General features: G+C 35.9%; 17 protein-coding genes, 1 rRNA gene and 1 other RNA gene. 1 reads left to right on the forward strand and 18 read right to left on the reverse strand.

Going from position 1 to position 14,306, the window contains the following annotated elements; genetic code table 11:
* Positions 1 to 241 precede the first annotated feature (241 nt).
* Positions 242 to 1,384 carry a trans-sulfuration enzyme family protein gene (locus BKP35_RS04435; RefSeq protein ID WP_071312155.1) on the reverse strand — a complete coding sequence of 381 codons (1,143 nt, stop codon included), beginning with the start codon at positions 1,382 to 1,384 and terminating at the stop codon, positions 242 to 244.
* A 135-nt stretch (positions 1,385 to 1,519) separates the two neighbouring features.
* Between BKP35_RS04435 and BKP35_RS04440 the strand changes: the two genes are divergently transcribed.
* Positions 1,520 to 1,711 carry a hypothetical protein gene (locus BKP35_RS04440; RefSeq protein WP_245741845.1) on the forward strand — a complete coding sequence of 64 codons (192 nt, stop codon included), beginning with the start codon at positions 1,520 to 1,522 and terminating at the stop codon, positions 1,709 to 1,711.
* Positions 1,712 to 2,051: 340 nt separating this feature from the next.
* Here the strand turns inward: BKP35_RS04440 and rrf are convergent.
* The 17 genes from rrf to BKP35_RS04520 all read right to left on the reverse strand — a co-directional run bounded on the left by rrf (position 2,052) and on the right by BKP35_RS04520 (position 14,114).
* Positions 2,052 to 2,167, reverse strand: a 5S ribosomal RNA gene (gene rrf / locus BKP35_RS04445).
* A gap of 903 nt (positions 2,168 to 3,070) precedes the next feature.
* Positions 3,071 to 3,334 (reverse strand): pro-sigmaK processing inhibitor BofA family protein, encoded by a 264-nt coding sequence (locus BKP35_RS04450; protein ID WP_071312156.1) that lies wholly within the window; start codon positions 3,332 to 3,334, stop codon positions 3,071 to 3,073.
* An 81-nt stretch (positions 3,335 to 3,415) separates the two neighbouring features.
* The gene (locus BKP35_RS04455) at positions 3,416 to 3,640 is read right to left on the reverse strand and encodes a YaaL family protein (RefSeq protein WP_071312157.1); all 225 of its coding nucleotides are present in this window, start codon (positions 3,638 to 3,640) and stop codon (positions 3,416 to 3,418) included.
* 20 nt (positions 3,641 to 3,660) lie between these two features.
* A complete protein-coding gene (gene recR, locus BKP35_RS04460; RefSeq protein WP_071312158.1) occupies positions 3,661 to 4,257 on the reverse strand; it encodes a recombination mediator RecR in 597 nt (198 codons plus the stop codon).
* A gap of 138 nt (positions 4,258 to 4,395) precedes the next feature.
* Positions 4,396 to 4,707 (reverse strand): YbaB/EbfC family nucleoid-associated protein, encoded by a 312-nt coding sequence (locus tag BKP35_RS04465; RefSeq protein WP_071312159.1) that lies wholly within the window; start codon positions 4,705 to 4,707, stop codon positions 4,396 to 4,398.
* 24 nt (positions 4,708 to 4,731) lie between these two features.
* Positions 4,732 to 6,417: a DNA polymerase III subunit gamma/tau gene (dnaX, locus tag BKP35_RS04470; RefSeq protein WP_071312160.1), complete on the reverse strand. Its 1,686-nt coding sequence runs from the start codon at positions 6,415 to 6,417 to the stop codon at positions 4,732 to 4,734.
* A gap of 156 nt (positions 6,418 to 6,573) precedes the next feature.
* Positions 6,574 to 6,839: signal recognition particle sRNA large type (gene ffs / locus BKP35_RS04475), an RNA gene on the reverse strand.
* Positions 6,840 to 7,255: 416 nt separating this feature from the next.
* The gene (tadA, locus tag BKP35_RS04480; RefSeq protein WP_281244178.1) at positions 7,256 to 7,720 is read right to left on the reverse strand and encodes a tRNA adenosine(34) deaminase TadA; all 465 of its coding nucleotides are present in this window, start codon (positions 7,718 to 7,720) and stop codon (positions 7,256 to 7,258) included.
* A gap of 263 nt (positions 7,721 to 7,983) precedes the next feature.
* A complete protein-coding gene (locus BKP35_RS04485) occupies positions 7,984 to 8,517 on the reverse strand; it encodes a TlpA family protein disulfide reductase (protein ID WP_071312161.1) in 534 nt (177 codons plus the stop codon).
* 34 nt (positions 8,518 to 8,551) lie between these two features.
* Complete coding sequence (locus tag BKP35_RS18835; RefSeq protein WP_084031431.1) at positions 8,552 to 8,680, reverse strand: CcmD family protein; 129 nt, start codon at positions 8,678 to 8,680, stop codon at positions 8,552 to 8,554.
* A gap of 14 nt (positions 8,681 to 8,694) precedes the next feature.
* Positions 8,695 to 9,429: a cytochrome c biogenesis protein CcsA gene (locus BKP35_RS04490; protein ID WP_084031432.1), complete on the reverse strand. Its 735-nt coding sequence runs from the start codon at positions 9,427 to 9,429 to the stop codon at positions 8,695 to 8,697.
* A gap of 3 nt (positions 9,430 to 9,432) precedes the next feature.
* Positions 9,433 to 10,116, reverse strand: a complete 684-nt coding sequence (locus BKP35_RS04495) for a heme exporter protein CcmB (RefSeq protein ID WP_071312162.1) — start codon at positions 10,114 to 10,116, stop codon at positions 9,433 to 9,435.
* The gene (ccmA, locus tag BKP35_RS04500; RefSeq protein ID WP_071312163.1) at positions 10,113 to 10,814 is read right to left on the reverse strand and encodes a heme ABC exporter ATP-binding protein CcmA; all 702 of its coding nucleotides are present in this window, start codon (positions 10,812 to 10,814) and stop codon (positions 10,113 to 10,115) included. Before ccmA ends, BKP35_RS04495 begins: the two co-directional genes overlap by 4 nt.
* Positions 10,815 to 10,845: 31 nt before the next feature.
* On the reverse strand, positions 10,846 to 11,238 hold the full coding sequence (locus BKP35_RS04505; RefSeq protein ID WP_071312164.1) for a hypothetical protein: 393 nt from the start codon (positions 11,236 to 11,238) through the stop codon (positions 10,846 to 10,848).
* Between the two features lie 2 nt (positions 11,239 to 11,240).
* A complete protein-coding gene (locus BKP35_RS04510) occupies positions 11,241 to 11,609 on the reverse strand; it encodes a hypothetical protein (protein ID WP_139192801.1) in 369 nt (122 codons plus the stop codon).
* A gap of 9 nt (positions 11,610 to 11,618) precedes the next feature.
* Positions 11,619 to 12,134 (reverse strand): cytochrome c-type biogenesis protein, encoded by a 516-nt coding sequence (locus tag BKP35_RS04515; protein ID WP_071312166.1) that lies wholly within the window; start codon positions 12,132 to 12,134, stop codon positions 11,619 to 11,621.
* A complete protein-coding gene (locus BKP35_RS04520; protein ID WP_071312167.1) occupies positions 12,135 to 14,114 on the reverse strand; it encodes a heme lyase CcmF/NrfE family subunit in 1,980 nt (659 codons plus the stop codon).
* Positions 14,115 to 14,306 lie beyond the last annotated feature (192 nt).

Consider the following 14,306-nt stretch of genomic DNA (forward strand, 5'->3'; position numbering starts at 1 on the left):
CTGCTCGTTGCTCCATCCCGCGATAATAATAAATTATAAAGTGTTGTTCTTGCTCCTAGTAAGGCACTGTCTCTTCCTCTACTAGTATCGCTTTGTAGTTTTTGCGTCGAGACAACTCGTCGCTTTTTCAACGATGTTATGCTCGTTGCTCCATCCCGCGATAATAATAAATTTTTGCTAAAATCATTTGTTTTGCTTGTGATATTGTTAATAATAGCACAAGCAAAACCCGAATGCAAATTTACCGTTGAGATTTTTTTATTGCTTCTGAAAAAGCTTCAATTATATCTTCGGAATCCTCAATTCCTAAAGAGATTCTTACAAGTCCTTTTGTAATTCCTAATTTTCTTCTAACACCATCTGGTACTGATCGGTGTGAAGTTCCTAAAGGATAGGTGACAGATGTCTCAACCCCAGCTAAAGTAGGGACAATTTTAATCCAGTTTAATGATTGAAAGAACGTATTTAAATCACACTTCTCGCCGATATCAATCGTTACGATTGCTCCATTACCTTTTTCAGAAACTGATCTTGGGTAATATACCTTTTCAATTGCTTCATGATGTCGTAAAAAATCGGCAAGCGCTTGAGCATTTTTTGCTTGGCAATCCATTCTAACAGCTAAAGTTTTTAAACCTCTACAAGCTAACCAACCTTCAAATGGGCTTAAATTACATCCTAAATTAATCACTTTTGATTTTGCTTTAGACATTAACGCTTCATCGCCCACTAATACTCCAGCTGTGACATCACTATGACCACCAATATATTTTGTTGCACTATGAACGACTAAGTCGGCACCTAACTCATATGGTTTAGTTAAAAATGGTGTCGCAAAGGTATTATCAAACATTGTCTTTAAGTTGTGTTTCTTTGCTAATGTAACTAATGCTTTAATATCTTCCACTCTAAGTAATGGATTGGTGACTGTTTCTGAATATAGTAGCTTTGTATCCTCTTCGATAGCTTGCTCAATTTGATCCATATTATCCATAGAAACAAAAGAAACACGAATACCAAACTCTTTTACTTCATTAGCAAAAAGTTGATAAGTACCCCCATAAATATCCTCAGAAGCGATAATATGATCACCATGACTGACAACTGCCAACACACCGGCCAGTATTGCTGACATGCCTGAAGAAGTTGCAACACCTTTGGGTGCCCCTTCTAACTGTGCGACACCTTGTCCTAAATCTTCAGTGTTTGGGTTACTGTACCTTGTATATAAATAATCTTTATTTCCTCTGAAGAAATCTTCCATATCATCTAAATCTTTAAATGAAAAAGCGGAAGTTTGGTATATAGGTTGAGATTTACTAACATTTTTTTCCTCTGACTTCTTTTGAAAATGAACCGTCTTCGTATTAAATTTAAATGTCATCTTTAAGCCCTCCTCCAATGATCTACCATATTTAACTTTCGTCCCATGACATAGTATAAAGATTTTACCATTGTTTAAGTATTAGGAAAAGGATAGGCAATACTATACTTGAATAAATTTATAGGAGTGAATATTTTGGCTAAGAAAAAAGACGACAGCTTTTTAAAAAGAGAAGAAATAACAATTAGAAGTAATGTTGATTCAAAAGACATTTTCCGCTCTACCCCGGTTTATGCTGGTGACTCAGTTGACCAACATAAACAGTTAGAAGAGGTCAATGAGATGTTTAGCGAAAAAGAGATTAAACAAAGCAATGAGAATTCATAACAATATAAAATGGCTGTCCCATATATGTCTGGCTCTTGTTTTGGGACAGCCGCTTTCGTTTGTTATATTTCCCCTTTTACAAAACCCTATAAATAATATAGGCACCCATCCAATCTTCTCTTCTAAGTATTTCATTTGAATTAGCGAGTAGTCATTAACATTTTTATAGAAACCTCTTTTATTTAACAAATAAAATAATAACTCATTATTTAATATTGTAATAAATTTTTCGTATCTTACTTTTTTTATATTAGAGTAAAAAGCTTCGAAATATAAAATGTAATGTATGTAATAAATAATATTTAAATATTAAAAAACACCCCTATTGGAGTGTTTTTTAATCTAGCAACGTCCTACTCTCACAAGGGGAAACCCCTAACTACCATCGGCGCAGAAGAGCTTAACGATCGTGTTCGGCATGGGAACGAGTGTGACCTCTTCGCTATCGCCACTAAACTTTTTAGTTTTGAATTATGAGTTTTGAGTGTTGAGTTACTTGTAAGCTTCTCTTGAAGGCTCACTAGCATCAAACTTTATATTCATAATTCATTGAAAGATTGTTCTTTCAAAACTAGATAACATACATTTAAGTTTCTTAAGTGTGAATTCATTTCGATTTTGAGTTTGTGTTTTGCTTCTTTGAGTTACTAGCAAGCTTTTAAAACTCCGCTCGACTTGCATGTATTAGGCACGCCGCCAGCGTTCGTCCTGAGCCAGGATCAAACTCTCCATAAAAGTGTTTGATAAAGCTCAAAATAAAACATTGACGAGATTTTCATATCTCTTTTTAAAGTTTCAGACCTCACTATTAAGTGCTGCCTTCCACCTTTCTTAATTCGCTTGGCTGTGTGTTCAGTTTTCAAAGGACGATCAGGTAATTTATAAGCTTCAGATCTCTTTGACCTTTCCGCTTGTAAACCCCTTCTGTTTTTCCAACAAGAATTTAATTATAACACGATGCGCCGCCGCCGTCAACAACTTTTTTAAAATACGACAAGTTGTTAGCTACTTTAATTCATTGTGTTTGTTTGTGTTTCTTGCGACTTCTAATATAATAACACTCCCTCAACTGTTCGTCAATATGTTTTTTTGAAAACTTTTTGTCGAATGTTGTCTCAGAAGCAACGTTTATTACTATACCATGCCTATACCCTTTGTGCAACCTTTTAAACATTTTTTTATTAACTTAAATTACTCAGCGCTTTCATCACTTCACCTCAGCTATACTAATCATTTTTACGCCAAAAGCGACACTATTTCATGAAGTCACCTTTAAAGTACTACAAAGATTAATCTAGAAAACCTCATTTCATTAAGTAATTTAAAATCCATTATCTACTACTTTTGAAATACTTGCGCTTATAATATCAATAAGTCAATAGCAATCAGAACGATTAACCCAGGTATGCCTAAAAATCCTGATACCGATGCAGTAACGAAGTTAATTGGAATTTGATAATCTACTACCGAGCCAAACGCATTGAGAAAAAATAAAAATAACGCTCCTATAATTAATTTGATCATCCCTTGTCCAACAAAGCGCAACGGCTTTATAGGCGCACCCAATACTAACAATAAAAAGATGACTCCTCCTAATAGAGTAACGATAATGATCGGATCCATACTATCCCTCCTTAGTAATTGACAAGCTCTCTTTACTATATCTATTGAATAGATATAAAAAAAAGAACATAAGAAAATACTTTAATAAGATTTTCCCATGCTCGTTTTTCTATTTCTCGCTTCTTTTAGCAAAAACAAATATTTTGCTTCTGTTAACTTCATGTTATAGATTACATCCTCTGGTGGGTCGACACTATTTTGAACTAATTGTTTTTGATTCATTAACTTTGCTTTTAATTCATCAATGTGCGCTATTAGACGATCGTCTTCAGCCTTCCTAATTTTCCCCTTCTTTCGAAACAGCATTTTCCTTTACTCCTTATATGCTATAGTTCCCTACGTCCTTCAATGGCTTTTGAAAGGGTGACCTCATCAGCGTATTCTAGATCTCCACCTACTGGTAAGCCGTGAGCAATCCTTGTCACCTTAATTCCCGTTGGTTTGACAAGTCTAGAGATATACATCGCTGTTGCTTCACCTTCAATGTTAGGGTTGGTCGCTAAAATAATTTCTTGGATCGTGTCATCCTGTAACCTTTTTAAAAGTTCTGGAATTTTTATATCTTCAGGTCCAACGCCATCCATTGGCGAAATCGCCCCTTGTAATACATGATAAAGACCATCATATTCTTTCATTTTTTCCATCGCGATCACATCTCTAGCATCTTGTACAACACAGACGACAGACTTATCTCTTTTTTGATCTTCGCAAATATAGCATGGGTCAGCATCAGTAATATTATGACAAACAGAGCAATAAGTTAGATTTCTTTTTGCATTAACTAGTGCTTTTGCAAAATCGAGCACATCATCTTCTTTCATATCTAATACGAAAAAAGCCAGTCGACTCGCAGTTTTCGGGCCGATTCCTGGCAATCTCATAAAACCTTCAATTAGTTTGGATATCGGTTCAGGATACTGCAAAACCTCTCCTCCTTGTTAAATAGACTAAAAACGTATCTCAATTGAACAATGAAATGTTTCCTCACAGCTATATTACATAACCATAAGGAAACATTTCGTACTTAATGTATTAACTTAAGCGAATTGCATAATTTCATTTTAGAACATTCCTGGCATGTTCATTCCTTTAGTGAATTTACCCATGTCTTGATTGATCATATCATCGGCTTTTTTAAGCGCTTCGTTTGTAGCAGCTAAAATTAAATCTTGAAGCATTTCTACGTCATCAGGATCAACAACTTCTTCAGAAATGACTACTTCTAAAATTTTCTTTTCACCAGTAGCAATCACTTTTACCATACCACCGCCAGCAGTTGCTTCAACTGTTTTTTCTTTAAGTTCCTCTTGAGCTTGCGCCATTTGCTTTTGTAACTTTTGCATTTGTTTCATCATGTTTCCCATGTTTTTCATCTTAGTTTCCTCACTTTCATATAATTAATCAATAATTTCAATTAAATCTGAACCTACTAATTTCACTGCTTCTTCGACGAGAGGATCACCATTGTCAGAACTCTCTTCACTACGTTGTCCTCTTACAAAATCGTCTTTTATAGTTTCCCATTGATTAGATAGTAATGTCAAAACTTTATATTGATCCGATAATATGTTTAAAATCGTTTGTTCCACTATTGGACGGAATTTCGTATCAATCATATCTCGGTGCATCTGATTTTGAAATGATAGTAAAATCATATTTTTTGAGCTAGCAACCGGTTTACTATCTGAAAGCCAAGCGTGAGCAGGGACACTTTGTTTTTTTACTTGCTCCATTACTTTTCCCCAGTTGGCCATTATACGCTGTAAATCTTGTTTTGATGCTTGTTTAAGCATTTCTTTTACTTGACCACTACTTATACCACCACCACCTGCCTTAACATTAAACTGTCCTTGATTTTTTTTAGGACGTTCTTGATTAGAAGATGGCTGAGACGTCGGATTCGAACTAACACTTTCTAGCCTCTGCTCCAAAACTTGAACTTTCTTTAAAAGCGTTTGATAATCTTCATTATTAACAATACTCGTCGTTTCAACCTCGTTATTGTTACAAATTTTAACGATCGCAACCTCAATAAAAATTTTAGGGTGGCTCGACCACTTCATATCCTGTAAAATTTCATTTAACGTTTCAATCGTATTATAAATCCAGTTGGTCGGTGTGTCTTTACATAAGGATACAAAGACTTCATCAACAGTTACTCTTTCAAGGGTTTCAGCAAGTTGTGGGGCTGTTTTATACAATAGCATATCTCGATAAAAGAAAATAAAATCTTCAATAAATCTAGTTGGATCTTTCCCTGCTAAAACTAACTTATCCACTGCACTTAGTGCCTTAACAACATCATTGTTCACGAGTGCCTGAGCCACCTCGACTAACAAACCTTGAGATACAGCGCCTGTAATTGTTAAAATATCTTCTAAGGAAACTTCCTCATCACAATACGAAATCGCTTGATCAAGTAAACTTAACGCATCACGCATTCCACCTTCTGAAACGCGGGCAATCATTGCTAATGCATCGTCATTCACCTTCGTATCATAATGACTTAAAATAAACTCCATTCTAGCTGTCATCGCCTGACTTGAAATTCTTTTAAAATCAAAACGTTGACACCTCGAAATAATCGTTAATGGAATTTTATGAGGTTCAGTTGTCGCTAGGATAAAAATGACGTGCTTCGGCGGTTCCTCTAACGTTTTTAACAAAGCATTGAAGGCGCCTGTCGATAACATATGTACTTCATCTATAATATAAACCTTATATCGTACACCGCTACTTGGAGCAAACTTCACTTTATCACGTATGTCTCTTATTTCATCTACGCCGTTATTAGATGCAGCGTCAATTTCTATTACATCTACTATTGAACCATCACTTATACCTATACATGCCTCACATTCATTACAAGGTTCATCAACCGGTGCATTTTGACAATTTACAGCCTTTGCAATAATTTTTGCAGCACTCGTCTTCCCTGTTCCACGAGGTCCTGTGAAAAGATAAGCATGAGATAACTTCTCTTGGACGAGAGCATTTTTAATTGTTTTTGTAATATGTTCTTGTCCGACAACATCTGTTAACTGCTTCGGTCGCCAAACTCGATACAATGCTTGATACCCCATCCTTACACCTCCTCGTGCATTTTAAGTGAGCATTCACTAGTTTACATTATACCTTTTCAAAACTAATTTTTCAAAGCTAATAAACAGAAATGCGCAAGGTTTAAACTACAAAAGAAGCAATCCTCTAATGAGAATTGCTTCTTATAAAAATTAGTGCCGTGCACCTTCCTTCGATCAAGTTACCCCAGGCGTTACCTAAGCAGTTAGCTCAATTCAGGCAACTCTACGGCACACGGAAGAGTCCACTTACTGCTGCTTCCTTCCGGACCTGACAGGGTTCATGGGTTTCCGTTGCGTAGAACCCAAATGTCAACACCACTTACTTAGGGCAGACCCTACGGTAACAAGACCTAGGGAAGGGATTCCGTCTCGCTATAGCGGATTGCGAGTACAGGGCACCGCTACCTCCCCACCTAGCACGACAAATTTATAAACAATTTTTAAGGCGCCGTTTGTGTGACGCAAAATTAAGTATAGAGGTTTTTAAGATAAAAATCAAGTCCACACAAAAACATGTTTAAGGAAATGGGGGTAAATCATGGATTTCAATTTATAATTTAAAATTTATAATTAAAAATTCCTTAATACAAAGCTGATATGACGCTACCTTTCTAGAAAAAATCTTGACCACCAAGTTCTCTCGCTCGCTTAAAACTTCGATTGAATTTTAGAGGCTCTCTCAAAAGCTCGGCAACCATTAATATATACCACCTAAAGTAAACCTCAATTTGCACACTATTTCACAAAGTAACTCAAAACTCAAAACTCAAAACTCAAAACTCAAAACTCCCCCATGAATAACTTTCAAAATTGTAAATTGTACATTTTAAATTGTTAATTACTTATTCCTTTTACGTAACTTCCGAAAAAAGTTCGTCAACAACTCCCCACACTCTTCAGCTAAGACTCCACGTTCAACTTCACATTGGTGGTTAAATCTTTGCTCATTAAGAAGGTCATAAATAGAGCCGACACAACCAGCTTTTGGGTCACGCGCTCCATAAACAACACGATCAACTCGCGATTGAATAATCGCGCCGGCACACATTGGACAAGGCTCAAGCGTCACATATAATGTACAACCGGTTAAGCGCCACGTATTTAGTTTTTCGCAAGCTTGATCAATCGCCAGTAGTTCTGCATGTGCAATGGCCCGTTGTTCGACTTCCCTTAAATTATAAGCTTCAGCGATCACTTCACCATCTTTAACTACTAACGCCCCTATAGGTACTTCATTTATTCCCTCCGCTTTTTTTGCTAATTCAATTGCTTTTTCCATGAAAAAAATGTCGGTTTCTAACACGAATGAATGCCTCCATTGACTATTTTACTGTAACTATCATACAAAAAAGCTTCTAGAAAAACAAAATATACCTATTTGACAATTAGGCTAGTTAAGGAATTTCTCTTTTCACTATAGAAAATCTCCATGAAGGCGTTCCGTCACCACCTAACATGTAAAAGCCAGGGCGGGCACAACCTAACCAACCCTCCACTAACCAACAAACCAACTACCCAAAAACAAAAAGGCCAGTAACAAATATGCCACTAACCCACAAGTATTATTTAATCTACAGTATATTTTCCAATCGTATTTCCTTTATATTCTTCTAATTTTCCAGCAAGAAAATCACGACTAACAGCTCCAACAAAGTGATCGATAATGATGCCTTCTTCATTAATGACAAGTGTTTCAGGTTGCCCAGTAACACCAAATTTCCTACCGATTTCGGTGTTAAAGTCAAAGAGGTAAGTTTTATTTGATTTCGTTTCATCAACATACCTTTGAACGGTTCTTACCGGTTCACCTCTTACGACAACAAACAAGTTCATTTGGTCTTTAAACTCTTCATTAAATGCTTCTAATTCTGGAGCTTCTTCAACACATACGTAACACCATGTAGCAAAAAAGTTCATAAAGACCATTTCACCTTCATAATCTGAGAGTCGATGAAGATCTCCTTCTAAATCTTGCATTTCAAAATCATAGCCTGGCTCCCCAATAGATACACTACTTCCGACAGAGCGTAAACCTAAAACCATAACAATTAACATCGATATCGCAAATGTCATTACGATTAATTTAACTGGCTTTTTCATTCAAATAACACCCCCTATAAGCGGTAGAAAAAAATTATTTTTTCTCTAACTCTTGTAAAAACTTCAACTGTTTAGCAATATCACTTTGACGTTTCCCTAACGTAAACATGTACCCAGCGAGTAGCAACCAAATAATAGAGTAAGCTGCAAATAAATAAGTCATTTGAAAATCCCCCTTTAGCTAATCATTTTTTCTTGGATTTTTTCCTTTAAGCGTGCTGTTTGAATTTGTAACTTTTCAATATAAACTCCTTTTAATAGGAAGACTGAATATAAAACAGTCATCGTGAATACAGAAAATATAAGTGCAACGAGCATTTCTGGTTCAAGTCCACCACCAGTTTGATCTGACCCTTCACCAAAAACAACCGGGTGAAGTTTTGTATTCCACCAACGAATGGACATGAAAACAATTGGTACATTGATAAAACTAATAATACCGAATACAGAGGCCAAACGGGCTTTCTTTTCCCACGCTCCATCCATTTTGCGAATCATAATATAGCCAATATACATAAAGAATAAAATTAACGTCGTTGTTAAACGCGGCTCCCAAGTCCACCAAGTATTCCAAGCTGAGCGTGCCCAAATAGGACCTGTAATTAAAACAATTGCCGTATAAACAACACCAATTTCAGCAGATACCCCAGCAATCACGTCGTATATTCTTGTTCTTTTAATAAGATACATAATGCTGAAAACAGCTACGATAAAAAATGCGAAAAATGCCACCCAAGCAGAAGCTACATGGAAATAAAAGATTTTCTGAACAACTCCCATTGTTCTCTCAACTGGTGCATATATAAACGACAAATACAATGCGATTATCACCATAGGAATAGAAATGAAAAATAATGTCTTATATAAACGGCTTTCTTCAGGTATATCTATTAAATCATTAGGTTTATTCATCTTTTACACCTCCAACACATATTCAAATAATACTAAACATAAAACAAAAAAGACTAAATTATAAACTCCCATTAATTGTATCCATGAAATCGCACTAGCAATTTGTTCAATATCAATTAGGAGAATTCTAGTTGCTTGTACGGCCGCTATAATAATTGGACTAACGATCGGAAAGAGTAGTATCGGTAAGAGCATTTCACTACTTCTTGAGTTACTCGAAAGTCCAGCTAAAAATGTTCCGACACTAATGAAACCGAACGTTCCTAATACGACAACCGCTAAAAATAACGGGAAATTACCCATAAAGCGGAAATCAAATAAAATAAATAAAGCCGGAATAGAAACTAATTGAACGATCAGTACAAAAATGAAGTTAGCGATTACTTTACCTAAATAAATACTCGAAGGATCCGTAGGTGAGACGATCATACCGTAAAGGTTATCATTTTTCGTCTCTGACAAAAACGAACGGTTTAAACCTAAAATAGCAGAAAAAATGGTAATAACCCATATGAGACCAGGAATAATTGCCCGAACCGCATTATTGGACGGATCAAAGGCGAAAGAAAACGTTACGATCACAAGACCAGCAAAAATTAACATCGTTGTGACGACTTGCTTTGTTTTCCATTCTGAATATAGATCCTTTCCAGCTATAATGAAAGCTGCTTTGAATAAGTTGTTCATAGGCCTGACACCTGCTCCATATATTTTTCAGTAATTGTATCTATATTTCTCTCAACATTTTGCAGGTCATCAACTATTTTCCCATTTTTAATGATAATAAAGCGATCGCATGTCTCGATGGCTTGCTGAAAGTCGTGAGTCACCATTAAAATCGTTGACCCTTCGTCTCTCATTCTTAATATAACGTCATTTAATAGTTTAATCGCCTGCTGATCTAAACCCGTATGAGGTTCATCAAACAACAATATTTCAGGTTGATGAATAATCGCTCGCGCTATGGCGATTCTTTGCATCATTCCTCTTGAGAAAGAGCGAACTGGGTCATGTGTAAAAAAGCTCAACCCAACTTCGTCAATTAATTGTTTCGCACGCTCTTCTACATTTTCAACTCCGTATAGTTTCCCGAAAAACTTTAAGTTTTCTAACGGTGTTAAATGATCGTATAAAAAGCTATTGTGGGCTAGGAAACCTATTTTTCTTTTTACGTCATAGGAGTCTTTCTTTAAATCTAATCCGTTCACTTTGACTTCTCCTGATGACGCCTTTATTAAACCACCTAATATTTTTAATACGGTACTTTTCCCAGCTCCATTAGGTCCAAGTATGGCGACGGTTTCACCTTTTTTAATTGAAAGATTAATACCACGAAGAATCATCTTGTCTCCGATTGTTTTAACGAGTCCTTTTGTTTCGATCATGGCTTGATCCCCTTTAAGCGGCTCAGGGGGGTTAATCCATAAACCGCTGTAATTGTACCTTCACTTTTACGAGATGATCTCGATAAGCGCTAGTTTTTTTCTCATAATCTTCATCTGAAAGTTCTCCAGCTTTATGCTGTTCTTCTAACTCTACTAATTTATTTAAGATTACTTTTTGTTTAACGACCAAATCATGAAATTCTTTTTCGTCGGCAGTTGCCCCTACTTCATCTGCTAAAGCTTTATTTTTTAATTGGAAGTAAGTGAACCAACCGATACCAGCTACGATAATAATAACTAAAATCGCTGTAACAAGATGCGCATCGAAGTTACTTAACGGTGAGCTATACCACATTCGTAAATGACCAGGGTTATGAAAAGGAGAAGAACCACCAACAACAGATGCTATTATCAGCTTTGTCATTATTATTTCTCCTCTCTTTCTTTTCGAAGTTGCGCAAGCTCCTCTTCAATTTCAGATTCGATATCTTTCACAAGACTTTCTTCATTTTTATCTGCTTTTTTCTCTTTTTTCTTTTCTTTAGCAATTATTTCAGCTGCTAATTCTTCATAATCCTTTTTTAACCTTTGATAGTCTTCATCAGAGAGCTTCTGCATATTGTAATCCATTTCTAATTCATTTAGCGTTGCATATACACTTTCAATTGAAATATGATCAAATTCATCTTCCATTGATTCCATCGATCTTGTAGCTTGTTTTGGTCTTAATAAAGGAGTTATGACTAAATATAAACAAAAAGCTAAAATTAAAAAACTAACTATATACCCCATCATTTTCACATCCTAGTAATACTTTTTACGTTCCTCATCAATTATTGATTTAACAATTTCATCTTCCGTCTCATCTTTGTCAGCTGAAACCTCTTTCGTTTCTTCTTGACCTTTTCCTTGTGCAATCCACTTGCGAACGACAAAGAATACTCCTGTTGTTGCACCACCGAGGGCAACGAATGGTAATACCCAAGCAACTAGACTAAACCCTCTTCTTTCTGGAGCTGTTAAAATCTCTTCACCATACATATTTAAATAGTAATCTTTAATTTCATCTTTACCGAGTCCGTCTTCCATCATTTCTCTAATTTCAACTTTAAATGCATCATTTAAGCCACAACCTTGCATATTACACTCAAAGTGATCTTGACCACACCCGCATAAACACATAAACTGACTAGCTATTTCTCTAAATTCTTGAGATTTGTAATCAAAATCATCAATCGGATGGCCGTCCCCATGTACAACATGTACTGGGGCGGCAATAAACGCGAACAAAAGTGTCATTACTAAAATTAACTTTTTCATTTAAGACACCTTCCTCTTCGGTCCTCTATATCTCGGTGTAATATTTCCGTATTTTCCAGGCCAAACCGCAAAGATCGAACCGATGGTTAATACGAAGCTTCCGATCCAAACCCATTCAACAAGCGGATTTACCTTAACGACAAATGTTGCTCTTTCGTCAGATTCCCAACCACTTAAAACGACATATAGATCTTCCCGTAAAGTTGAATGCACCGCTACTTGTGTATGAGGTTCATCCCAAGTAGAAAAGAATAAACGCTCTGGTTGAATATAACCAATGTCTTTTCCGCCTTTTTGTATATGAATGTTAGCAAAAACAACATCATTAACACCTTCTCTACGTTGTGCTAAATATTCATACGTTAGTACGTAATCCTGAATTTCAATCGTGCTACCCTTAGGAACGGTTTGCATCGTCTCATCATCAAATGCTGATCCAACAATTCCAATCGCCATAATGCCGATACCGAAGTGAATAATATATCCACCGTAACGGCGACGATTTTTTACCATTAAGTAGTAAAGGGCGACTAAATAATTTTCTTTTGTAACTTTTCGGCGAGCTTTTACACCTCTATAAAACTCTAATAAGTGAGTTAATAACATAAACGAGATAACTGCATAAGCAATGATTGGGTATGCTGCTCTCATACCAAATCCAGCTAAAACCGCAGCAACAACGATACTTAAGATGGCTGGTATTAAGAAGTTATCTTTTAAATTTTTCACTGTAGAACGTTGCCATGCAATTAATGGACAAACCGCCATAACAAAAATTAAAGCTAATAATATTGGTGACATCACGGCATTAAAGAATGGAATACCTACTGTAACTCTATACCCTCTTACAGCTTCAGATACAAGCGGGAAGATTGTTCCCCAAAATACTGCAAATGTTCCACCGACTAAAATTAAGTTATTAACTAAGAAACTACTTTCTTTTGATAATAGTGAATCAAATTGACCATTATCTTGCTTTAATAATTGGTAACGACTCATTAAAACATAAAGTGAGAAGATAACCACTAAAGCTAAGAATATCAAGAAATATGATCCTATATTTGTATCACCGAATGCGTGAACTGAAGTTAAAACTCCACTTCTTACAAGGAATGTACCGAATATCGTTAAAGCGTACGTAAGAATGATCAAACTAATGTTCCAAACTTTAAGCATTCCTTTTCGCTCTTGAATCATGACGGAGTGTAAATATGCAGTTGCTGTAAGCCATGGCATAAATGAAGCATTTTCAACTGGGTCCCATGCCCAATAGCCACCCCAACCTAACTCAAGGTAAGCCCACCAACCACCGATGACATTACCTAGCGTTAAGAAACACCATGCAATAATTGTCCAACGACGAGTCATTCGTAACCAAAAGGCATCGGTAGTTTTTAAAATTAATGCAGTAATCGCAAAGGCGAATGGAACTGCAAACCCTACATAACCTAAATAAAGTGTTACAGGGTGAAGGAGCATCCCCGGGTCTTGAAGCATCGGGTTTAATCCACGACCTTCTTGTGGAACAAAATCTAGCATACCAAATGGATTTGTTACGAAACCAAGAATAATATAAAAGAAAATTATATTACCTAATAATATAGCAGAAATGTATGGAACCATCGGGTTGTTTTTCATTTTCTTTGAATAAGCAACCATCACTGTGTACATTGCTAAGAAAAACGTCCACATTAGTAATGAACCAGAATTACCGGCAAATAGTGCGGCTAACTTATAAACTAAAGGTAAGTCTGTACTTGTGTAAGAATAGACATATTCAAATTGAAATTGACTTGTCCCTAAGAGAATTAACAGTATTAACATTGAAATTGAAGCTAAAATAAATACTGCTAACGTTGCTGATTTCCCACTATCTACTAATCTTTGATCTTGTTTGAAAATACCTAATATAAATATGATAAATGCATACAATGCTAAAGCAAATGCTAAATAGATTGTTAAATTACCTATGATGTACACTTTAGTTCCACCTTCTTTACGTTTGAATTGAAGCTGTACCATAGTTGTCTGACACCGAGCAGACCTTACTAAGTATAGACGTATGAATTAATTATCAGTCTATATTTGTAACTAACGGTGTCAGACACTTCCCTTTGAGACAACTCCATTTTAAATGTTACTTTATAACACTTTCTTGTTTGAATGGCATTG

It is taken from the genome of Anaerobacillus arseniciselenatis (assembly GCF_001865995.1).
Taxonomy (GTDB): domain Bacteria; phylum Bacillota; class Bacilli; order Bacillales; family Anaerobacillaceae; genus Anaerobacillus; species Anaerobacillus arseniciselenatis.